18 protein-coding genes and 1 tRNA gene are annotated in these 22,757 nt (G+C 67.2%); 8 read left to right on the forward strand and 11 right to left on the reverse strand.

The window, feature by feature from the left end:
• Nucleotides 1–52: 52 nt before the first annotated feature.
• Both ACZK3W_RS17520 and ACZK3W_RS17525 read right to left on the reverse strand, forming a co-directional pair.
• Nucleotides 53–126: transfer RNA gene (locus ACZK3W_RS17520), tRNA-Gly, on the reverse strand.
• Between the two features lie 143 nt (nt 127–269).
• Nucleotides 270–2,123 carry an autotransporter domain-containing esterase gene (locus ACZK3W_RS17525; protein WP_049401606.1) on the reverse strand — a complete coding sequence of 618 codons (1,854 nt, stop codon included), beginning with the start codon at nt 2,121–2,123 and terminating at the stop codon, nt 270–272.
• A 207-nt stretch (nt 2,124–2,330) separates the two neighbouring features.
• Here ACZK3W_RS17525 and thiS point away from each other — a divergent pair, with 207 nt between their 5' ends.
• The 4 genes from thiS (at nt 2,331) to ACZK3W_RS17545 (ending at nt 6,088) form a co-directional block, all read left to right on the forward strand.
• Entirely contained in the window at nt 2,331–2,531 is a 201-nt protein-coding gene (thiS, locus tag ACZK3W_RS17530) for a sulfur carrier protein ThiS (RefSeq protein ID WP_008265079.1), read from the forward strand.
• 153 nt (nt 2,532–2,684) lie between these two features.
• On the forward strand, nt 2,685–3,479 hold the full coding sequence (locus ACZK3W_RS17535) for a thiazole synthase (RefSeq protein WP_010481470.1): 795 nt from the start codon (nt 2,685–2,687) through the stop codon (nt 3,477–3,479).
• Complete coding sequence (gene trmB, locus ACZK3W_RS17540) at nt 3,479–4,213, forward strand: tRNA (guanosine(46)-N7)-methyltransferase TrmB (RefSeq protein ID WP_010481468.1); 735 nt, start codon at nt 3,479–3,481, stop codon at nt 4,211–4,213. The genes ACZK3W_RS17535 and trmB overlap by 1 nt, the downstream gene beginning before the upstream one ends.
• 27 nt (nt 4,214–4,240) lie before the next feature.
• Nucleotides 4,241–6,088 (forward strand): SLC13 family permease, encoded by a 1,848-nt coding sequence (locus ACZK3W_RS17545; protein ID WP_010481466.1) that lies wholly within the window; start codon nt 4,241–4,243, stop codon nt 6,086–6,088.
• A gap of 349 nt (nt 6,089–6,437) precedes the next feature.
• Here ACZK3W_RS17545 and ACZK3W_RS17550 read toward each other — a convergent pair whose 3' ends face one another.
• Nucleotides 6,438–6,773: a Rieske (2Fe-2S) protein gene (locus ACZK3W_RS17550; protein ID WP_125892722.1), complete on the reverse strand. Its 336-nt coding sequence runs from the start codon at nt 6,771–6,773 to the stop codon at nt 6,438–6,440.
• Nucleotides 6,774–6,951: 178 nt separating this feature from the next.
• Between ACZK3W_RS17550 and ACZK3W_RS17555 the strand changes: the two genes are divergently transcribed.
• From ACZK3W_RS17555 to ACZK3W_RS17570, 4 genes are all read left to right on the forward strand, one after another.
• Nucleotides 6,952–7,233 carry a hypothetical protein gene (locus tag ACZK3W_RS17555; RefSeq protein ID WP_182266609.1) on the forward strand — a complete coding sequence of 94 codons (282 nt, stop codon included), beginning with the start codon at nt 6,952–6,954 and terminating at the stop codon, nt 7,231–7,233.
• Between the two features lie 75 nt (nt 7,234–7,308).
• A complete protein-coding gene (locus ACZK3W_RS17560) occupies nt 7,309–8,025 on the forward strand; it encodes a fumarylacetoacetate hydrolase family protein (RefSeq protein WP_197616778.1) in 717 nt (238 codons plus the stop codon).
• A gap of 55 nt (nt 8,026–8,080) precedes the next feature.
• Nucleotides 8,081–8,485, forward strand: coding sequence for a large-conductance mechanosensitive channel protein MscL (gene mscL / locus ACZK3W_RS17565; protein ID WP_032130206.1), 405 nt, complete (start codon nt 8,081–8,083; stop codon nt 8,483–8,485).
• Nucleotides 8,486–8,709: 224 nt separating this feature from the next.
• Entirely contained in the window at nt 8,710–10,131 is a 1,422-nt protein-coding gene (locus ACZK3W_RS17570) for a M28 family peptidase (protein ID WP_032130207.1), read from the forward strand.
• A gap of 245 nt (nt 10,132–10,376) precedes the next feature.
• Here the strand turns inward: ACZK3W_RS17570 and ACZK3W_RS17575 are convergent, their stop codons facing one another.
• The 8 genes from ACZK3W_RS17575 to ACZK3W_RS17610 form a co-directional block, all read right to left on the reverse strand.
• The gene (locus ACZK3W_RS17575) at nt 10,377–11,828 is read right to left on the reverse strand and encodes an alanine/glycine:cation symporter family protein (protein WP_049399972.1); all 1,452 of its coding nucleotides are present in this window, start codon (nt 11,826–11,828) and stop codon (nt 10,377–10,379) included.
• A gap of 10 nt (nt 11,829–11,838) precedes the next feature.
• Complete coding sequence (locus ACZK3W_RS17580; RefSeq protein ID WP_125892714.1) at nt 11,839–12,831, reverse strand: hypothetical protein; 993 nt, start codon at nt 12,829–12,831, stop codon at nt 11,839–11,841.
• A gap of 237 nt (nt 12,832–13,068) precedes the next feature.
• Nucleotides 13,069–13,905 (reverse strand): TrmH family RNA methyltransferase, encoded by an 837-nt coding sequence (locus ACZK3W_RS17585; protein WP_125892712.1) that lies wholly within the window; start codon nt 13,903–13,905, stop codon nt 13,069–13,071.
• Nucleotides 13,898–15,418 (reverse strand): amino acid carrier protein, encoded by a 1,521-nt coding sequence (locus ACZK3W_RS17590; RefSeq protein ID WP_197617294.1) that lies wholly within the window; start codon nt 15,416–15,418, stop codon nt 13,898–13,900. The genes ACZK3W_RS17585 and ACZK3W_RS17590 overlap by 8 nt, the downstream gene beginning before the upstream one ends.
• Before the next feature lie 178 nt (nt 15,419–15,596).
• Nucleotides 15,597–16,136, reverse strand: a complete 540-nt coding sequence (locus tag ACZK3W_RS17595) for a GNAT family N-acetyltransferase (RefSeq protein WP_107432154.1) — start codon at nt 16,134–16,136, stop codon at nt 15,597–15,599.
• Nucleotides 16,129–19,254 carry an efflux RND transporter permease subunit gene (locus ACZK3W_RS17600; RefSeq protein WP_049425136.1) on the reverse strand — a complete coding sequence of 1,042 codons (3,126 nt, stop codon included), beginning with the start codon at nt 19,252–19,254 and terminating at the stop codon, nt 16,129–16,131. Before ACZK3W_RS17600 ends, ACZK3W_RS17595 begins: the two co-directional genes overlap by 8 nt.
• Nucleotides 19,251–20,357 (reverse strand): efflux RND transporter periplasmic adaptor subunit, encoded by a 1,107-nt coding sequence (locus ACZK3W_RS17605; RefSeq protein ID WP_071228524.1) that lies wholly within the window; start codon nt 20,355–20,357, stop codon nt 19,251–19,253. The genes ACZK3W_RS17600 and ACZK3W_RS17605 overlap by 4 nt, the downstream gene beginning before the upstream one ends.
• A 276-nt stretch (nt 20,358–20,633) precedes the next feature.
• Nucleotides 20,634–22,697, reverse strand: a complete 2,064-nt coding sequence (locus tag ACZK3W_RS17610) for a TonB-dependent copper receptor (RefSeq protein ID WP_197617292.1) — start codon at nt 22,695–22,697, stop codon at nt 20,634–20,636.
• Nucleotides 22,698–22,757 lie beyond the last annotated feature (60 nt).

Consider the following 22,757-nt stretch of genomic DNA (forward strand, 5'->3'; position numbering starts at 1 on the left):
GCGGCCAAGATATTGCGGAGCGCTTACATATGCCGCAAACCCTTGGGAGACATGGAGCGGGCGATGGGAATCGAACCCACGTCAGTAGCTTGGGAAGCTACAGCTCTACCATTGAGCTACGCCCGCATTGCGGGTGAAAGTCTATGCGGAGCGGCCGGTGTTGCGCAATGGTGGCCGCCGCAATGGTGGCCGCCGCACCCGCCGGGCATGGCCCGGCGCTGCCGTGCAGGCATCCCAGGCACCTTGCGGTGCCCGGGATGTTGCATTCATCAGAAGCTGCCACCCACGGTGGCGAAGATCGTCGCGTCACGGGCACGCTTCTGCGCGGCCGTGGTGCTCAGGCCAACGTTGCCCTGCAGGCCGAACAGGTCCATGCGCGCACCCAGAACAGCGGTGGCGTAGTTCTTGTCGAAGTCCAGGCCCGGCACGCGGTAGCTGCCCAGTTCCGGCAGGGTCTGCAGCCACGCGCTGGCCTGCTTGGTGTCCTCGAACTCGTGGTCGTAGGTCACCTGCACGTACGGCTTGACGGTGCCGCCATCGAAGCGGGCCTGCCAGCCGACGCGGCCGACGGTCGAGTCGACGTTCTGGCGGTCGTAGCCCAGCGCGGTGGCCAGCGTGCCCGCAGCAGCGCTTTCGCTGTAACCATCGATCTTCACCTTCTGCCAGATCACCGCAGCGATCGGGCCGTGGCGGAAGCCGCCTTCGGTGCCGAACTCGTAACCGGCATTCAGTGCAGCGGTCAGGTTGCTGCCGTCCGGCGAGCCACCGTGTTCGCGGGTGGCCGGGCCCAGCTGGACCTTGCGGTTCACGTCATACGACAACCAGGTGTAGCTGACCTGGCCGTTGACCCAGACGCGGTCGCCATACCAGGCAGCGAACAGGCCGGCGGTGGTGTCCTTCTGGGTGAAGTCGCCACGGCTGTTGCCGAAGTCGGCACTCATGCGACCGAAGCCGGCGAAGCCGCCGACCACCACGCCGTTGCGTGCCCAGTCGACACCGAACAGGCCGGCCGGCGCCACGCCGTCGTACAGGTCGGCGTGGTCATAGCGCTGCAGGTCACCGCGCACGCCACCCCACCACGACAGGCCATCGGCCGGACGGGCGCCCAGGTGGTTGCTGACCTGGTCGGCACGCGAACGGCCGACGGTCTGTGCCGAGTGGCTCAGCACCTGCTGCAGGCGCGGAGCCTCCAGCACCGAGACGGCGTACTGGCCCAGCAGCTGGTGACCGGTAACGGTGGGATGCACGCCATCGGCGAACAGATAGGTCTGGTACGCATCGGGGCTGACGTAGGTGGTCGGGTTGCAGCCGATGATGCTGCCCGTGGTGTTGGCCGGGTTGATCTTGCAGGCGGTGCCGGTGACGTTGGTGAAGCCGTACATGCCCGGGTTGGCGGTCACTTCACGCAGGATGCTGAAGGTATCGAGCGGAATGAACTCGATGCCCGCCTGCTTCAGGCCGCCATACAGCGCCTTGTTGTAGCCGACCGACATGGCGGTGGCAGCCGCCGCGTTCGGGCCGCGGAACTGCGGGGTGATGCCCACGTCCGGCAGGTTCGGCACCAGCACGTACTGGGCACCGGCCTGCTTCAGGGCACCGACCAGCGCGATCTGGTCGGTAACCGCCGCACCGATGATGCCCTGCACCTGGGCCGGCGGCGCACCCGCACCGGCAGCGCCGGCGGCGGCAAACAGGTCGTTTGCGCCACCCCAGACGGTATACAGGGCGTTGCGGTCAGCCTTGCCACCGTTTGCCGCCAGGTAGCGGGCCGCCTGCGACTTCAGAGACGGGATCGCGCCGAGGGCACCGCTGCCTTCGACCGACACGCGGGCGCCGCCGACAGCGTAGTTGTCGCCGTTCTGGCCGTTGCCGTTGGGGTCCTTGTTGAGGCCGTAGTAATTGGCGACCTGCTGCGACCACACCCAGCCCGGGTTGGTGGTGAACTGGCCGGAGAGCCCCTGCGTGGCCTCGGGCAGCAGCGGGCGGAAGTAGCCGGCGTCGGTGAGGCTGTCACCGAAGAACACCGCCTTGGAGTACGGATTTTCGCCTGCCATGGCCGGCAGCGCGGCCAGTGCGATCGCAGCCGCCATGAGGGAGCGGATCGGGTGTTTGCTGAGCTGCATCTAGGAACTCCTGTGGGGTAAACAAGTTGGAATCCGGCGCACGTACGCCGGCGCACGGTCAATGGTTTCACCGCGCCGCCGTTTGCTCACGCTGCGCCGCCGCATGGATTGTCGCCTGACCACGCCGAAACCTGCTGTGCCGGAGCTGGCGCCCGGTTCAAATTACAAACGTTCCGATCCCGACGGGCTATCAGCGACAATGCAGGGATGAACATCCAGCTCAACGGCGAACCCCGCACCCTGCCCGCCTCGGCGACCCTCCACGACCTGCTTGAGGCCGAGCAGCTGCTGCAGCGCCGGGTGGCGGTGGAGGTCAACGGCGAGATCGTCAGCCGCAGCCGCCATGGCGAGCATGTCCTGGCCGAAGGCGACGTGGTGGAGATCGTGCACGCGCTGGGTGGGGGCTGAGGCCGTCCCGCGTAGTGCCGGCCGCTGGCCGGCAATCCGACGCTGTCAGGCACCCTGCATCTGCCGGCCAGCGGCCGACACTAACCCTACCCATCCACGGCCTGCACGCCATTGCGTGATCCCATCTTCAGGCGGATAAGCGATAATCGCGCCATGAACGTTCATGTCTCCCCCGATTCGCTGGTGATCGCCGGCAAGACCTATGGCTCGCGGCTGCTCACCGGCACCGGCAAGTTCAAGGATCTGGAAGAAACCCGCCTGGCCACCGAGGCTGCAGGCGCCCAGATCGTCACCGTGGCCATCCGCCGCACCAACATCGGGCAGAACCCGGGCGAGCCGAACCTGCTCGACGTGCTGCCGCCGGAGCGCTACACCATCCTGCCCAACACCGCCGGCTGCTACACCGCCGAAGACGCGGTGCGCACCTGCCGGCTGGCGCGCGAACTGCTGGACGGCCACAACCTGACCAAGCTGGAAGTGCTGGGCGACCAGAAGTCGCTGTACCCGGACGTGGTGCAGACCCTCAAGGCCGCCGAACAGCTGGTCAAGGACGGCTTCGAAGTGATGGTCTACACCTCCGACGACCCGATCCTGGCCAAGCGCCTGGAAGAGATCGGCTGCGCTGCGGTGATGCCGCTGGCCGCGCCGATCGGTTCGGGCCTGGGCATCCAGAACAAGTACAACCTGCTGCAGATCATCGAAGACGCCAAGGTGCCGATCATCGTCGACGCCGGCGTGGGCACCGCGTCGGATGCGGCGATCGCGATGGAGCTGGGCTGTGATGGCGTGCTGATGAACACCGCCATTGCCGGTGCGCGCAGCCCGGTGCTGATGGCCAGTGCGATGCGCAAGGCGGTCGAGGCCGGCCGCGAGGCCTTCCTGGCCGGGCGCATCCCACGCAAGCGCTACGCCAGCGCCTCCTCCCCGGTGGATGGGTTGATCGGCTGATGACCAATCCCTTCGACAGCGCCGGTTCCAAGGCCCCGCCCAAGCCCTTCACCGTGAGCGAGGGCCGCCGCGAGGTACGCAGCTTCGTGTTGCGCCAGGGCCGCTTCACGCCTGCCCAGCAGCGCGCGTTCGACGAACGCTGGCCGCGCTTCGGCATTGACTACAACGGCCAGCCGCGTGATCTGGACGCCACCTTCGGCCGCCCGGCGCACAAGGTGCTGGAAATCGGCTTCGGCAACGGTGCCGCGCTGCGCTTCGCCGCCCAGCATGATCCGTCGCGTGACTACATCGGCATCGAAGTGCATGCGCCCGGCGTGGGCCGGCTGCTGAACGCGCTGGCCGACGACAACGCCGACCATGTGCGCCTGTACCACCACGATGCGGTGGAAGTGCTGCAGAACGAGATTGCCGATGGCGCGCTGGATGAAGTGCGCATCTACTTCCCGGACCCGTGGCACAAGAAGCGCCACAACAAGCGCCGCCTGCTGCAGCCTGCATTTGCCGAGCTGCTGGTGCGCAAGCTGCGCCCGGGCGGCCGCCTGCACTGCGCCACCGACTGGGAAGACTACGCCGAGCAGATGTGGGACGTGCTCGACGCCACCGCTGGCCTGGTCAACCGCGCCGGCCCGCGTGGCAGCGTGCCGCGCCCGGACTGGCGGCCGCAGACGCACTTCGAGACCCGCGGCCAGAAGCTCGGCCACGGCGTCTGGGACCTGCTGTACGACCGCACCTGACGATCGCCTGAGGACACCGCGCCCCACATGGATACCGCGCTGACGCTGACCAACGACATGAAGCTCGTGCTCGGGCTGGTCGGCTTCACGATGGCGATGTTCCTGTTCGAGCGCATCCGCGCCGACGTGGTCGCGCTGGTGGTCTTGGTGGTGCTCGGTGTCACCGGGCTGATCGCGCCGGAGGAAATCTTCGGCGGCTTCTCCGGTAACGCGGTGATGAGCATCATCGCCACCACCATCCTCGGTGCGGGCCTGGACCGCACCGGGGCGCTGAACCGGCTGGCCGCCTGGCTGTTGCGACGCGGCCATGGTGTCGAGCAGCGGCTGCTGATGATGACCACGGCCATTGCCGGCCTGAATTCCTCTTTCATGCAGAACCCGTCGGTGATGGCGCTGTACCTGCCCGTTGCCTCGCGACTGGCCGCGCGCACCGGGTTGACCCTGCAGCGCCTGCTGCTGCCCATTTCGGCGGCAATCGTGATGGGTGGTGCGCTGACCATGGTCGGCAATTCACCGTTGATCCTGCTGAACGATCTGCTGGCCTCGGCCAACAACAACCTGCCTTCCGGCCTGGCCACGATCGAGCCGCTGCGCATGTTCGCGCCGCTGCCGATCGGCGTGGCGCTGCTGATCGCTTCGCTGCTGTATTTCCGCTACTACGGCGACCGCAAGCTGATCGAGGAAGAGAACCTGGTCAACGACGGGGTCACGCCCGCGCGCACCGAGAGCTACTTCGCCAAGACCTATGGCATCGAAGGCGATGTGTTCGAGCTGGTGGTCAGTGCCGAAAGCCCGCTGGTGGGCATGACCCTGGGCGAGGCCGAGAACCTGCACGATGCCCCGCTGCTGCTGGCCCTGAAAACCGGCAATGACACCCGCCTGGCGCCACCGGCGGAGATGCGCATCTGGGTCGGCAGCGTGCTCGGCGCGATGGGCCCGCGTGAGCAGATCAACGATTTCGCGCAGAACCAGTTCCTGCGCATGTCTTCGCGGCTGAAGCATCTGGGCGACCTGTTCAACCCCAGCCGCGCCGGCATTTCCGAGGCCGTGGTGCCACCGACCTCGAACGTGATCGGCAAGAGCGCGGCCGATCTGCGCCTGCGCAAGGAGCGCGGCATCAGCCTGCTGGCGATCAACCGCGACAAGCAGGTGATCCGCGAGGACGTGCGCGACGTGCAGCTGCGCGCCGGCGATATGCTGGTCTTCCACAGCATCTGGACCGACCTGGCGCAGGCCGCCCGCAGCCGTGACTTCGTGGTGGTGACCGACTACCCGACCGGCGAGCAGCGCCCGCACAAGTTCAAGATCGCGATGGCGATCTTCGCCTTGACCATCCTGATCGCGCTGACCAGCAAGCTGCCGGTGGCACTGACGCTGATGACCGGCGTGGCCGGCATGCTGCTGACCGGCGTGCTGCGCATGGACGAAGCCTACGCCTCGATCAACTGGAAAACGGTGTTCATGATGGCCGGGCTGATCCCGCTCGGCTGGGCGATGGATTCCAGTGGCGCGGCGGCATGGGTGGCCGGCCATACCATCGACAAGCTACCCACCGGTATTCCGGTGTGGGTGCTGGAGGTGGCACTGGCGCTGCTGACCACGGCGTTCTCGCTGGTGATCAGCCATGTGGGCGCCACCATCGTGATGGTGCCCATTGCGGTGAACCTTGCGCTGGCGGCGGGCGGCAACCCGACGGCGTTCGCGCTGATCGTGGCGCTGTCGGCGTCCAACAATCTGATGACGGCCTCCAACCCGGTGATTTCGATGATTACCGGCCCGGCCAACTACACCCCGCGCGAGATGTGGCGGGTCGGCGGCCCGCTGTCGCTGATCTACACCTGCGTGGTGGTGCTGATGATCAACCTGATGTTCTGAGGGTTGGGTTTTGTTGGCAGGGCTGCGCCCTGCACCCGCAGAGGCAACGGCAACGGCCGAAGCAACAGCAACAGCGGGCTATCCGTGGGATGGCGGGGTGGGTCCGGTTGCGGGGGACGCTGCAAGTACGTCCCTGTAAGCTCGGTCGCCGCATCCATGCGGCTCACGCCCCCGCAACCGGACCCACCCCGCCTTCGACAGATTGCCGCGAGCTGTCGAAACGGCATTCTGTGCTGCGGTTGGTAGATGTCGACCTTGGTCGACACGGTAGATCCACGCCATGTGTGGATGGATCTCTGGATATCTGTTGATCCGGTGGGTGCGGACCGTTGGTCCGCACACCGATAGGTCAGGCCAGGTAGATTTGCCCGTCGCGCACATCCACCGGCACGGCGCGCAGGCGGTCGCCCTTGCAGGGGCCGGCGATGCAGTCGCCGCTGTCCAGCGCGAACGAGGCGCCGTGGGCGGCGCACACCAGGTAGCCTTCGCGGCTCTTCAGGAACTGGCCCGGGGCCCAGTCCAGGCGACGGCCGGCGTGCGGGCAGATGTTCAGGAACGCGCGCACCTGCGCGCCGTCGCGGTACAGCACCAGCGATTCGGCATCGCCATCAACCACCGCTTCGACCTCGGCAAACGCGCCATCGGCAATGGCATCAAGGGCGATCAGGGCAGCGGCGGCAGTCATGGCGAAGGCTCGGACAGTAAACGCGCATTGTCGCACGCCCGCTCAGGTGACTGGCTGCAACATGAACACAAGTCATTGATTCGTAATAAGCACAGGCTATATTTAACGAGTTTTTCACTCAATGACAGTGGCACCTCCCGATACTCTGGTTTCGCTGATCCCAGCCTATCGAGCCGCCATGTTCAATCGCGCATCCGCCTTCAACCAGTTCCGCACCCTGTTCGCGCCGCGCAAGCCGCGTCACCCGCTGGTGCGTGTTGCCGTGGGCCTGCTCGGCCTGGCGATCCTGGCCGCGATGGTGTTCATCGGCGTGTTCGTCGGTGCGGCGATGATCCTGGTCGGCCTGGCGTGGAAGCTGCTGGCTTCGCGCAAGCCGGGCGTTGCCCGTCCGGTCGATCCGACCGTGGTCGAGGGTGAGTTCCGCGTGGTGCGCAAGCCGGTGCTGCCGGCCTCGCGTTGATCCACGCCCTACGCGCCCGCTGACGGCGGGCGCCATGCGTTCTAGACTGCGGGCACGCCCTTCCTGGATGCCCGCATGTCCGATGTCTCCGATGTGATCCTTGCCGTAGCCCTGCCGCGTGTGCCGGTAGCCGGTGGCGGCAGCTTCCCCGTGCACCGTATCTACTGCGTCGGCCGCAACTTCGCCGACCATGCCCGCGAAATGGGCGCAGCAGTGCCGGCGGCCGACGATCGCGGCCGTCCGATGTTCTTCAGCAAGCCGGCCGATGCGATCGTGGTCGGCCACGACGATGCCATTCCCTATCCACCGGCAACCGCCAACCTGCACCACGAAGTGGAGCTGGTGGTGGCGATTGGCCGTGACGCGCCCGTGGGCGAGCTGGCCATGGCCGACGCCGACGCGCTGGTCTACGGCTATGCCGTGGGACTGGACCTGACCCGCCGCGACCTGCAGGCCGCCGCCAAGGACAAGGGCCACCCGTGGGATGCGGCCAAGGGCTTCGATGCTTCCGCGCCGATCAGTGAAATCGTCCACGCCGAGGAAGTCGGCGACCTGGCCGCGCTGAACCTGTCGCTGGAGGTCAACGGCGAAGTGCGCCAGCAGGCGCTGCTGGACCAGATGATCTGGAACGTGCCGGAGATTCTGCATGAGCTGTCCAAGCTGTGGCAGCTGCGTGCCGGCGACCTGGTGTTCATGGGTACCCCGTCCGGAGTGGCCGCGCTGAAGCCCGGCGACCGCTTCAGTGCCCGCCTGGAAAACGTGGCCGAGCGCCACGGCGTGATCGCCGGCTGACATCACCTGCGCTACCCTGCGCGCTGTCCACTTCCCCCACCGGAGAAAAACAACAATGGGAATGCTCACCGAGTTCAAGGAATTCGCGATGCGCGGCAACGTCATCGACCTCGCCGTCGGCGTGGTGATCGGCGCGGCCTTCGGCAAGATCGTGACCGCACTGGTCGAGAAGATCATCATGCCGCCGCTGGGCATGCTGATCGGCAAGGTGGATTTCTCGCAGTTGGCGTGGACGTTGTCACCGGCCAGCATCGGTGCCGACGGCAAGGAAATCCCGGCCGTGGTGATCGGCTACGGCGACTTCATCAATACGCTGATCCAGTTCGTGATCGTGGCTTTCGCCATCTTCCTGGTGGTCAAGACGATCAACCGCCTGTCGCGCAAGCAGGAAGCCGCCCCGGCCGCACCGGCCGAGGAAGTGGTGCTGCTGCGCGAGATCCGCGACAGCCTGAAGAAGTAAGGCCGCCTACCGGTAGTGCCGGCCGCTGGCCGGCAACATCGGAACATGCGGGAGCCGGCCAGCGGCCGGCACTACCGCGACTGCACGAAAGCCCCGCCCCGGCGGGGCTTTCGCTTTGCCGGTCATGGCGGAAAACAGCGTTCGCGCCAGCCATGACCTCCCGCCCATGCGCCGGGCTGAACGACTGTTAAGCTCCAAGGCTTGGTCCCTTCCCGGAGCTGTCCATGCGTCGCCGCGTCCTTGCCATCGCATCCTCCCTCGCCCTGCTGGCCGCCCCGGCCTTCGCGGCGCCGCACACCACCACCCTGCCCCCGGCGTCGCTGTCCACCGCTGCGCAGCTTCGCGACCAGGCGCTGGCCGATGACACCGGCTGGAAAGTGGTTGAATCGCTCACCACCGAAATCGGCCCGCGCATCGCCGGCAGCGAGGCCGACGCCCGCGCCGTGGCCTGGGCCGAAGCCAAGTTCAAGGCCCTCGGCTTCGACAAGGTGTGGAAGGAACCGGTGACGTTCCCGAAGTGGGAGCGCCGCAGTGAACACGCCGCGGTGACCGGCAGGAACCCGCAGCCGCTGCAGATCACGGCGCTGGGTGGCAGCCCGGGCGGCACCGTTGAAGCCGAAGTGGTCCGCTTCGCCGACCTGGCCGCACTGCAGGCCGCACCGGCCGGTTCGCTGAAGGGCAAGATCGCGTTCGTCGATTACCAGATGCTGCCGTTCCGCGATGGCCGCGACTATGGCCGTGGTGGCGCGATCCGCAGCAAGGGCCCGTCCGAAGCGATCCGCAAGGGCGCGGTCGGTTTCCTGATGCGCTCGGCCGGTACCGACTCGCATCGCGTGCCGCACACCGGCATCACCCGCTTCGACGACGGCCTGACCCCGGTGCCGTCTGCAGCACTGTCGGTGCCCGACGCCGACCAGCTGGCCCGCCTGCTGGCACGTGGCAGCACCACGGTGAAGGTGGCGCTGGACTGCGGTTGGGATGGCACCGCCACCTCGTACAACGTGATCGGTGAGATCACCGGCCGCAGCCTGCCGAAGGAAGTGGTGGTGATCGGCGGCCACCTGGATTCCTGGGATCTGGGCACCGGCGCGGTGGATGACGGCGCGGGCGTGGGCATCACCATGGCCGCCGGCCACCTGATCGGCCAGCTGAAGCAGGCGCCGAAGCGCACCATCCGTGTGATCGCGTTCGCCAACGAGGAGCAGGGTCTCTACGGCGGCAAGGCCTACGCCGAGGCGCATGCCAAGGACGTGGCCCTGCACCAGCTGGCGGCCGAGAGTGACTTCGGTGCCGGCCGCATCTATGCCTTCAATACCGGTTCGCCGAACCCGGAAGGCTCGCGCGAAGCGACGAAGCAGATTGCCGAAGTGATGAAGCCGCTGGGCATCGAGTACCAGGCCGACAAGGGTGGCCCGGGCCCGGACGTCGGCCCGTTGGCCGCCAAGGGTGGCGCGTGGGCATGGCTGGCGCAGGACGGCTCGGACTACTTCCACCTGCACCACACCGCCGACGACACGCTGGACAAGATCGACCCGAAGGCGCTGGCGCAGAACGTGGCCGCGTACACCGTGTTCGCGTACCTGGCCGCGGAAGCCGATGGCAGCTTCGGCAGCGAGGCCAAGGCGACCACGCCGCCGAACGAGTGATGCGGTAGCGCCGGGCCGCGCCCCATGACCTGTGGGCGCCATTGCAATGAGCGCATCGCAATGCGCGCGGAACCTCCCGCTCGGCATTGAAAAGGGTTCATGCCCGGCGAGCGCAGCGGCGAGAGCGGTGCGAACCAAGGTTCGCACCCACCGGGTAAGGGCGCACCCACCGAGTAATGGCGCATCCACCGGGCGATGGTGTGGGTCAGAGCCCTCGCCGTGGCGAGGGATCTGACCCGATCCTGTCAGCCCTCCCACACGCTGGTGTTGCGCACCCCCAGCAGCTTCGGGTTGAACAGCGGATCCTTGCCCGCCTGGCGATGCTGTTCGTAGTCGCGCAGCGCCGCCAGCGCTGGCTTCTGCAGCAGCAGGATGGCGATGATGTTCAGCCAGCTCATCAGGCCGACGCCGATGTCGCCCAGCGACCACGCGATCGTTGCACTGTTCACCGCTGAGTAGCCGGTCGCGGCCAGGAACAGCAGCTGGAACCCGCCCATCACCCACGGCGCGGGACGATCACGGCACAGGTAGCTGATATTGGTCTCGGCCATGTAGTACAGCGCCAGGATGGTGGTGAACGCGAACGGCAGGATCGCCAGCGCCACGAACGAGCGGCCGAAGCCCGGCAGCGCGGACTCCACCGCGTGCTGCACGAAGCGCGGCCCGGCTTCGACGCCAGGCAGATTGCCCAGCAGCAGGCGCGCCTCATCCGGAATGCCGTTCACAGCCGGGTCGTAGACGTTGTACAGGCCCGTGGACAGGATCAGGAAGGCGGTAGCACTGCACACCACCATCGTGTCGATGTAGACCGAAAATGACTGCACCAGGCCCTGCTTGACCGGATGGGTGACTTCGGCGGCGGCGGCTGGATGCGCACCGCTGCCCATGCCGGCCTCGTTGGACAACACGCCACGGCGCACGCCCCACTGGATGGCGGTGCCGATCATTGCACCGAACGCTGCATCCACACCGAATGCACTGCGCAGCACCAGCATGATCACCTCCGGCACTTTCTCTGCATTGAGCACCATCACCAGTGCCGCCACCAGCAGATACGCCACGGCCATCAACGGCACCACCCACTCGGCAACCCGCGCGATGCGGCGCACACCGCCGATCAGGATCGCGCCCAGCACCACCAGCAGAACCGCCGTGGTGGTCATCACCGGCACGTCCCAGGCTTCGTTCACCGCACTGGTGATCGCATTGGACTGGGTGCCGGCCAGCATCGCACCGGCCAGCACGGTGACCAGCGCAAACAGCACTGCATACCAGCGCTGGCCCAGGCCCTTTTCGATGTAGTACGCGGGGCCACCGCGGTACTGGCCCTTGGCATCGCGGTCCTTGTAGATCTGTGCCAGCGTGGATTCGATGAAGGCGCTGGAGGCGCCGAGGAAGGCGACGATCCACATCCAGAAGATCGCGCCCGGGCCACCAAAGGCGATGGCCATGGCAACGCCGGCGATGTTGCCGACGCCGACGCGGCTGGACAACGACAGCGACAGGGCCTGGAACGGTGACACACCGGCTTCGGAGCGCTCGTGCCGGAACATCAGGCGCAGCATCTCCGGCAGCGCGCGCAACTGGATGAAGCGGGTACGCACGCTGAAGTACAGGCCGGCGAGCAGGCAGAGCACCACCAGGTACGGGCTCCAGACGATGCCGAGGATGGTGTTGACGATGGATTCGATGTTCATCGGCAGCCCCTCAGAAGAACATGCCCAGGGCGACCTGGGGGCTGATGATGCGGCCGGTGTTGCGCCCGGCCACGGTGAATTCGACGCCGGCGATCAGGCCCAGCGACGGGCTGAAGTGATACTCCACAGCCGGCGCCAGGCTGACGTTGCGGCTGGCCGGACGGTGCTCTTCAATCCGCTCGATCGCACCACTGCCGTTGCGTGCGAAGCCGCTCAGACGCTGGCCGGTCTCGCGGCTGGCGGCCATTTCCATCACGCCCACCCAGCGCGAATTGAAGCTGTACTCGGCGCCTACCGACAGGCCCAGTACCGAGCCGCGCGAAATGTGCCCCTGGAAGCTGTCATCGGTGCCGTACACGCTGGTGCCGGAAATGGCCGTGCGCGACGGTGCCGGCCCGGCGCTGAGCTGTGCGCGCCAGCGCACGGGGCGGTCATTGCCCAGCCACACCACCTGCTGCACGCCCAGCGCTGCGGTGGTGCGCTGCACGCCGTCACCCTGCGCGTCCAACGGATTGCCGGTGATGCGGTCGTGGCTGCCGGTACTGAAGCGCTGCACAAGCGCGACCGAGATGGCCGGCCGGGTGCCATCGGCATTCGGCGCCTGCAGCAGGTACTGCAGGCGCGCGGTGGTGTCACCGGCGCGGAAGCCGCTGCTGCGCGCACTGCCGGATTCGGAGCGCGAGGCGCTGAGATTGACCTGGCCCATCACCCGGTCACTGAAACCATAGATGATCGGCACCACCGTGGCCCAGGCGCCACTGTGCTCGGCACTGCGGCGACGATCACCGTTGTTGTCGTAGTGGTCGCGGCTGTCGACCCGCACCAGATAGGGCTCGATGTACCAGTTGCCCTGCGGCAGGCCGGCGGGATTGGGAGTGATCAGCGGTCCCGTGAAATTGACGCCATCCAGACTGCGTTCCGCGGCCTGTAGCGATGGTGCGGCAAGCGCAGCGAGTGCCAGCACCAGGCAAGTGCGACGTGTGCGGCGTTGGATTCGATGCATGGAACCACTCCTGTACGACGTTGGAAGGAACTCCACCGTGCGGCGCGGGAAACGGCCCAGCAATGAGACAAATACTAAAATCGCTTGCGTACCCATCAAGCGTGTTTGAAGCAACGTAAGCTGACGCAGATGACCCAGTTTGCTGCGCGTGCATTGTTTGCGCTCTTGCGCCGCGCAAAAGAAAACCCGGCCGCGAGGGCCGGGTCAGGAGATCAACACAGCATCAGCACGACGGGATCAGCCGTGGCGGCGGCTCGCCCACTGCGCCAGCAACACGGCCGTGGCCGAGGCCACGTTCAGGCTTTCCACCGCGCCGCTGCCGGGAATCGACAGCTGCTGGTCACACTGACTGGCCAGGCCGCGGTCCATGCCCTCGCCTTCGGCGCCCATCACGTACACCAACCGTTCCGGCAGCGACGCACGGAACACGTCGTCGCCACCATCAACGAGGGTCGCAGCCAGCCCGAAGCCGGCCGCACGCAGCTGCGCCATCGCCTGGGCGGTCTCCGGCAACTGCACCAGCGGCACCGACTCCGCACCACCTTCGGCCACGCGCGCAGCGGCACCGGACAGCGCCAGCGTGCTGCCAGCCGGCAGCAGCAGCGCCTTGACGCCGAAGTGCGCGGCCGAGCGCAGGATCGCACCGAAGTTGTGCGGATTGCCGACACCGTCCAGCCACAGCGCCAACGCCGGGCCTTCGCCCAGATCCTCCAGCCACTGCGCCAGCGGTACGACAGGCGCGCGCAGCACGTCGGCCACCAGGCCTTCGTGGTGCGTGGTAGCGGCCAGTTTGTTGAGGTCGCCCTCCTCCACCACGCGGTAGCCCACACGGTTGGCCACGCACCACTTCAACACCGGCTGCATGCGCGGAATCAGCGCGTCCACCAGGTACAGCTTGCGCAGCGCCTGCGGGCGCTTGGCGAACAGGGCCTGCACGGCGTTCCAGCCATACAGGCGCAGTTCGTCATTGCCACGCCCCGGCGGTGGCGGGGTGCCGCCCTCACGCGGTGGCAGCGGGGTGGCCCGCGGCGGTCGCGACGACGGACGGCGGGCGTTCTTCCAGGGATCATTCACTACGGGACAACTCCAGCTTGCGTTGACGCCAGAAATCGGCGTTCTTGATGCCCAGGGCATCGGGATCGAAGATCGGATCGAGGCCGAGCTTCTTCTGTCGTTCGTAATCACGCAGGGCCAGCATGGCCGGCTTCTGGATGATGAGGATGGCAATGATGTTCAGCCAGGCCATCAGGCCCACGCCGATGTCACCCAGCGCCCAGGCCAGGGTTGCATTATGGAACGCGCCGAACACCACCATGCCGATGATGCCCAGACGCAGCACCAGCACGGTCAGCGGACGCTTCTTGTTGTGGTTCACATAGCTGAGATTGGTCTCGGCCATGTAGTAGTACGCCATGATGGTGGTGAAGGCGAAGAAGAAGATGGCGATGGACACGAACGCCGAACCCCAGCCCGGCAGCACGGCTTCCACACCCGCCTGGGCGTAGCCCGCGCCTTCCGGAATGCCGGCCAGGCCCTGGAAGATCGGCGGGGCGCCGGCACCTGCCGGCGAGTACACGTTGTAGGTGCCGCTGGCCAGGATCAGGAACGCGGTGGCGGTGCACACCATCATGGTGTCGAAGTAGATGGCGAAGGCCTGCACGTAGCCCTGCTTGGCCGGGTGCGAGACCTCGGATGCGGCGGCCGCGTGCGGGCCCGAGCCCTGGCCGGCTTCGTTGGCGTAGATGCCGCGCTTGATGCCCCACTCCACCGCCAGGCCCATCATCGCGCCGAACGCGGCGTGGGTGCCGAAGGCGCTGCTGAAGATGATGCCGAACATCTCCGGCACGCGATCGTAGTTGATGATCATGATGACGATGGCGGTCAGGATGAAGGCTGCCGCCATGAACGGCACCACCACTTCGGCGAAGTTGGCGATGCGCTTGACGCCGCCGAAGATCACCACGCCCAGCAGCAGCGCCACCACGATGCCGATGCCCAGCTTCAGCGCCTGCACCGACTCCATGCCCATCGTCTGGCCATCCAGCGGACCACACAGCGCGGTGCCACGGCAGGCGTTGATGATGCTGTCGGCGATGGCATTGGCCTGCACGCCGGGCATCAGGAAGCCGGCGGCAATGATCGTGGCGATGGCGAAGGCCAGCGCGTACCACTTCAGGCCCATGGCCTTTTCGATGTAGTACGCCGGGCCACCACGGTAACGGCCTTCGGCGTCCTTGGTCTTGTAGATCTGTGCCAGCGTACATTCCACGTACGAGGTGGATGCGCCGAGGAAGCCCATCACCCACATCCAGAAGATCGCACCGGGGCCGCCGAAGGCGATGGCGGTGGCCACGCCGGCGATGTTGCCGATACCCATGCGCCCGGCCATCGACATGGCCAGGGCCTGGAAGGACGACACACCGGCGTCTGATTTCTCACCCTTGACGGTGAGGCGGCACATCTCGAGGAAGCCGCGGATCTGCATGAAGCGCGTGCGCAGGCTGAAGAACAGGCCGGCGCCCAGGCACACGAAGATCAGTGCCTTGCTCCAGATGATGCTGTTGATGAAATGTACAGTAGCTTCCACGCGCGCTCTCTCCAGTCGGCGGGTTGTAAGGACGTCCCGTCGGCTGGAAGGGACCGGTCGATTCTCCCTGATCGAAGGCCGCTGCGGTAGCGCTGTGTTGTAGAGCCGAGCCCATGCTCGGCGTGGTCATGACGGCGGCCGGGCACGGCCTCGGCTCTACCGCGGCCGGCCCGCGTGTTCAGGGCAGCTGCGTGCGCACCCGGGCGAAGCGGCGCAGGTCGTGCAGCACGCCGCGCTTGTAGACCGCGCAGCGGTCCACGCCTTCTTCCTGGAAGCCGTTCTTTTCCAGCACCCGGGCCGAGCCGAGGTTGAAATCGACCACCCCGGCCTGCAGCCTGAACAGGCGCAGCTCGTCCATCACCCAGGGTGCGAACAGGCCGACCACCCGGGTCATCAGCCCCTGGCCCCAGTAGGCCTGGCCCAGCCAGTAGCCCAGTTCCGCCATGTGCCCGCGCTCGGCACTGCCCTGCTGGGCCCCGACGCTGCCGCAGGCCTGGCCGTCGATCTCGATGGCCAGGTTCAGGGTGCCAGGGGCCAGCACGCGACCGGCGAGGAAGGCCTCGCCATCCTCGCGCGTGTACGGGTACGGGAAGCGATCGCGCAGGCCCCGCGATACCTCGGCGTCGTTGGCATGGCGCAGCAGCGATTCCAGATCATCCGGGCGCCAGGGGCGCAGTTGGAAGCCGTCGCCTCGCAGCACGGTGGTCGGATCAGGCATGACCACCCACCGACGGCGACTCCGCCTCCTGCTTCTCCAGCTCGCGCTTCACCGCTTCCGGCGAGCGGGTGTAGGGCGCCAGCCGCGCGTAGAACGCCGGCACCACGAACAGCGACAGGAACGTCGAGAGGGTCACACCGAAGATGATCACGATGCCGATGGTGCCACGGCTGGCCGAACCGGGGCCACCGGCCACCACCAGCGGAATCGCACCGACCACGGTGGCGATCGAGGTCATCAGGATCGGGCGCAGGCGCACCATCGCCGATTCGATGATCGCCTCGCGCACGGTTCTTCCGTCGTCACGCAGCTGGTTGGCGAATTCAACAATGAGGATGCCGTTCTTCGCGGCCAGGCCGACCAGCATGACGATGCCGATCTGGCTGAACAGGTTCACCGTGCCACCGCTGACCCACAACCCGACCAGCGCACCGAGCACGCCCAGCGGCACGGTCAGCATGATGGTGAGCGGGTGGATGAAGCTCTCGAACTGCGCGGCCAGCACCAGGTAGACCACCAGCAGCGCCATGGCGAAGGTCAGCAGCACCGCGCCACCGGCACTCTGGTATTCGCGCGATTCGCCCTTCCAGTTCACCTGTGCGTACTGCGGCAGCTCCTCGCGCGTGACCTGCTGCGCCCAGGCAATGGCTTCACCCAGCGGATAGCCCGGCGCCAGGCCCGCATTGATGGTGATCGAGCGCAGGCGGTTGAAGCGGTTCAGGGTGCCGGCCTCGGCCACCTCACTCAGCGTGACCAGGTTGGACAGCGGCACCAGTTCGCCGGACGTCGCGCGCACGCGGATGGCGGCCAGGTCGGCCGGGCTGGCACGGCCATCGCGACCGGCCTGCACCAGCACGTCGTACTCTTCGCCGTTGTCGACGAAGGTGGTGACGCGGCGCGAGCCCATCATGGTTTCCAGTGCCGAACCGATCGCGGTGACCGGCACGCCGAGGTCGGCCGCACGCTGGCGGTCGATGTTGACCCGCATCTGCGGCCGCGTTTCCTTGTAATCCGAGTCCGGGCCGACCAGGCCGGGGTTGTCGGCCATGCGCAGCAGGATACGGTCGCGCCACTGCGCGATCTCGGCATATTCCGGGCCGCCCAGCACGATCTGGAACGGCTGCCCGCCGCTGCGCACCAGGCCACCGCCCACCTGCGTACGCACGCGCACGCCGCGGATGGTGTCCAGTTCCTTCTGCAGTTCGTTGGCCACTTCCGGCGTGCCTTCGCTGCGCTGGCGCCACGGCTGCAGGAAGATGCTGACGCGGCCGGTGTGCATTTCCTCGCTGGCACCCCAACCACCGGGCACGCGTGGATTGGCGCGCACGATCGGTTTGTCCGGGCCAACATGCGGTGCCAGCATCGATTCCACCTGCTGCACCTGCTGCACGGTGTAGTCGTAGCCGGCGCCTTCCGGGCCATCGATCATGATCTGGAACGAACCGCGGTCTTCGGCCGGCGCCAGTTCCGACGGCAGCAGCTTGAGCAGGCCCCAGCTGGCGGCCAGTGCGGCCACCATCACCAGCAGGTAGATCCAGGTGCGGTCCACGTGGTGGTCGAGCACCCGCCCATAGGCCCCGGCCAGGCGTTCCAGGTTGCGGTTGATGAAGCCATGCAGGCCACGCGGTGCCTGCCCGGTATGCGGCTTGAGCAATTTGGAGGCCATCATCGGCGTCAGCGTCAGCGCCACAAAGGCGGACAACGCCACCGCCGCCGCCAGCGCCACTGCCAGTTCGCGGAACAGGCGCCCGGTATTGCCTTCCAGGAACCCGACCGGCAGGAACACCGCCACCAGCACCGCGGTGGTGGCGATCACTGCGAAGGCGACCTGCGCAGTACCGCGCTTGGACGCCACCAGCGGGGGTTCGCCCAGGTCGATGCGGCGCTGCACGTTCTCCACCACCACGATCGCATCGTCCACCACCAGGCCGATGCACAGCACCAGCGCAAGCAGGGTCAGCAGGTTGATCGAGAAGTCGAACGCGTACAGTGCGATGAACGCTGCGACCAGGCAGACCGGCACCGTCACCGCCGGAATCAACGCAGCGCGGAAGCTGCCGAGGAACAGCCAGATCACTGCCAGCACCAGGATCATCGCCTCCACCAGCGTGGCGTAGACGCGGTCCACCGCGGCTTCGATGAAGGTGGTGTTGTCGAAGGCAACGAAGATCTGCGTGCCCTTGGGCAGGGTCAGCGCGACCCGTTCGGCTTCAGCGCGCGCAGTACGCGCCACGTCCAGCGAGTTGGCGGTGGAGGTCTTGACGATGCCCAGGCCGATGCCCGGCTCGCCGTTGCTGCGGTAGTACGCGCGGCGCTCGGCCGAGGCCAGCTCGATCTTCGCCACATCGCCCATGCGCACCACGTAACCATCGCGACCCTTGCCCAGCGGGATGGTCGCGAAGTCTTCGGGCTTGATGTAGTTGCGCTCCACGCGCAGGGTGAAATCGCGGTCGGTCGACTCGATGCGGCCGGCCGGCAGTTCCACGTTCTCGTTGCGCAGCGCGGTTTCCACGTCGCCGGTGGTCAGTCCGCGCGCCGCCAGCTGGTCACGGTCCAGCCAGATCCGCATCGCATAGCGCTGGCGGCCGCCGATGCGGACCTGGGCCACGCCATCGAGACTGGAGAAACGATCGACCACGTAGCGGTCGGCGTAGTCGCTCAGCTCCAGCGTGTCCATGGTCGAGGAGACCATGTTGAACCAGATGATCGGGTCGGCATCGCTCTCGACCTTGGCGATCTCCGGCGGACGCGCTTCCTCCGGCATGCGGTCGGCGACGCGGCTGACCGCATCGCGCACATCGTTGGCCGCCGCTTCGATATCGCGGTTGGAGGTGAATTCGATGCTGACCTGCGAGCGGCCGTTGGTGCTGCGCGCGTTGATCGTATCGATGCCTTCGATGCCGGCCAGCGCATCTTCCAGCACCTGGGTAATGCGGCTTTCGATGACCGCGGCCGAAGCGCCGGTGTAATCCACCGATACCGAAACGATCGGCGGATCGATGGCGGGCAGTTCGCGCAGGGTCAGGCGGGTGAAGGACATCACGCCCAGCACCAGCAGCAACAGGCTCATCACCACGGCGAACACCGGTCGCTGGATGGAGATGTCGGACAGCTTCATCCGCCGTGGCCCTCGGCCGCGACCGGCGCCGGTGCATCAGCCGGCTTGGCACCCGTGGCCGGTGCCGCGTCCTTGGCTGCGACCTTCAGGCCCGGGCGCAGCTTGCCGGTGCCATCGACCACGATGCGCTGGCCCGCTTCCAGGCCCTGCCTGATCTCGACCACGCCGGCACGGCGCGCGCCGGTGACCACATCCACGCGTTCGACACTGTCGTCGGCGGTGATGCGGTACACGAAGGTATCGCGACCGACCTGGACCACGGCGATTTCCGGAATCACCAGCGCCGGGCGCTCGGGGTGGAACAGGCGCACGTCCAGCAGCATGCCCGGGCGCAGGGCATGGTCGCCGTTGGCGAAGTCGGCACGTACGGTCACCGCACGGGTAGCCGGATCGATGCGTGCGTCGACGGTGCTGACCACGCCCTCGAAGGTACGGCCTGGCCACGCCACGCTGGTGGCACTGACCTTGTCACCGACGCCGAGCGCGGCCAGTTCCACTTCCGGCACCTGGAAATCGATGTGCATGTGTTCGATGTCGTCGAGCGTGGCGATCACCGTGGTCGGCGTCAGCAACGTGCCCGGGCTGACCTGGCGGATGCCGAGCACACCGGCGAACGGTGCACGCACGCGGCGGTCACCGATGTCCGACTGCATCTGCGCCACACGCGCCTCGGCGGCATCGCGGATCGACTTCTGCGTATCCAGCGTGGCGCTGGACACCAGCCGCTGCGTGGCCAGCTCGCGCTGGCGCCTGTACAGCTGGTCGGCCTCATGGAAGGTGGCCTGCGCCTGCACCAGCGCGGCCTCCTGGGCCTGCCCGCGCAGGGTCACGATCGGCGCACCGGCGGCAACATGCTGGCCGCTTTCGAAGTGCACCTTCTCGACGATCTCGCTGACCTTGGCCGTGACGCTGATCGATTCGCGCGCCTTGGCCGTACCCAGTGCCTGCAGCGTGTCGTTCCACTGCGTGGACTGCACGACCTGCGCGGTGACCGGCACCGCTTCTCCCTGCCGACGGGCGGCGGCCTCCTGTTTGCCCGCGCACCCGGCCAGCACGGCCAGGCTGAGGCCAAGGGCCAGGGTCGAAGCGATGCGAGCCAACATGAACGGTCCTGAGTGATCCACGGCCGCCGAGTGTAGGCAAGCGCCCACAGAAGCGATATGTGCCAAGCGTTTACTGGCGTGGAACCGGCGTCGCGATAGCGCCGTGAACCCGTTCCGTGCAAGGCTGACCGCAGCGGTGTCGGCATGTGTCGAGGTGTATCCAGCCGTGCACCGCAGGCGTTGCCATCGTAGAGTCGAAGCTGCCCGGCAGAGGGCGTCGGGCGGGGGCGGATCCTGGCGGGGATCCGGCCCCGGTTTTTTTTTACACCCGGCGGATCAATACCGGTAGTTCACCTTCATCCACAGGCTGCGGCCCGGCTCGTTGATGCGCACCGGGTCAGCCGGAAAACCGAAGTCGGCGCTGCCGGCCAGATTCAGGTGCTCGCTGTAGGCACGGTCGAACAGGTTGTCGACGCCCGCGCTGAGCTGCAGCTGCGAACTGAAGCGGTAAGCAGCGTTGAGCGCGAAGGTGGCGAAGCCGGCACTCGGCCCCAGGTCCTGCGCGACCACATTGCCTTGGCCATTTGCGACACGATGCTGGTGGGTCACCGCGCGCAGCAGCGCACCGGCACTCCAGCGCTGGCCTTCCCAGTTCGCGCTCAGGCGTGCTTCCAGTGGTGGCATCTGCGGCAGCGGGCGATGCTGGTCGCGGTTCTCGCCCCAGGCATAGGCCAGCGTGCCGCCCAGCTTCCACTGCTCGGCCACGCTCACTTCCAGGCCCGCCTCGGCACCGGCAATGCGGGCATCGACGTTGCGGGCCTGGCTCATGCCCATCATGCCGCTGCCGTGGTAGGTGAACAGGATGTAGTCCTGGATCTGCCCGGCGTACGCCGACACCCACGCCTGCACACGGGGCCCCTTGTATTGCATGCCCACATCAAGCTGGGTGGTGCGCTCGGGCTGCACGCCGGTGAACGCGTTCACCGCACCGGCCGGGCCGTGGTTGGGCGAGAACAGCTCCCAGTAGTCGGGCATGCGTTCACTGTGGCCGAGGCCGGCGTACCAGGTCAGGCCATCGGCCAGGTCCTGCTCGTAGCGCAGGAAGCCGCTGCCAAGCCATTCCTTGCGCTGCAGGCCAGCGGTCGGGTTCGGCCGGTTGCCCATCATCCCGCGCACCGACTGCCGCTCATCGCGGACGCTGGCGCGGTCGATGCGCAGGCCGCTGATCCAGCGCTGGTCGGTGCCCGCACCCAGGGTCAACTCGGTGAACACGCCATAGCGGCGGAGGTTGGCATCGGTTTCCCAGGCGGCCTGGCGGTAGGTGTCGCGGCCCATGCCCATGCGGCCACGATGGCGGCTGTCTTCGCCATCCATACCCGCCACCAGCTGCACATCCTGCCAGCGCCACTCGGAACTGACCCGGCCGCCCTGGGTACGGCGATCCACGTTCGACGCCATCGGCATCGGCATCATGCTGTTCGGGTTCGGCGTGCGCAGCGTGTAGTTGTCCATCACGTGATCGGCCTCGTTGTAGTACACATTGGCCTGCAGCGTGTCCCATGCCCCCGGCAGGTTGCGCTTCTCGAAACGCGCCGCGTAACTGGTGCGTTCGAACGCGGCACCGTCCATGCCACGGCCCGCGTAACGCGCGATCGCATCACCGGCACCGGCGGAAATTTCCAGCAGCGTGTCGGCATCCGGCGTCCAGCCGATGGCTACGTCACCGTTCCACTTGCGCCACTTCGACGGCACCACGTCACCGTGGCCGTCCTTGTAGTCATCGGCTTCGGAACGGTTGCCGCTGGCGCGTACGTAGCCTGTCGGGTTACCCAAGGTCAGGTCCAGCACCTGGTCGTTGCGGTTGCGCGAACCGACCAGCGCACTGGCATCGGCACGCAGGCCCGGCTCCTCGAAGCGCGGCGTATCGCGCTCGAAACGCACGGTGCCGGCCGACGCGCCCGCCCCCCAGCGCACGCTCTGCGGGCCCTTGATGATGGTCAGCCGGTCGAAGCTTTCCGGCGCGATGTAGGACAGCGGATTGTCCATGCGCGACGGGCAGGCACCGATAAGGTTGCCATCGTTGCTGAGGATGTTCAGGCGCGAACCGAACATGCCGCGCAGCACCGGGTCGCCGTTGGTGCCGCCGTTGCGGATGGCGGAGAAGCCGGGGACGGTCTTCAGGTAATCGGCACCGTCGCTGGCCGGCACCGGCTGCCGCGGCAGGCGCGGGTCGGTCACCCAGTGCAGCGGGGACGACGGTGCGGCGGCGGTGACCACCATCGTGTCGAGGGTACGTGCCTCTTCGGCAGGCGCAGCGTGGGCCAGTGACGCGGCCACGGCCAGGCCAAGGGCAACCGGCAGGCGCGCGCAGGCGCCCGCGGGGCGGGAAGTCATTTTCATCGGAACAGCTCCAAAGTACGCACGCGCGCACGGCGCCCGGTCAGGCGTCGTGCGGCAGAT

The organism is Stenotrophomonas sp. 80084_Sma, from assembly GCF_056481995.1.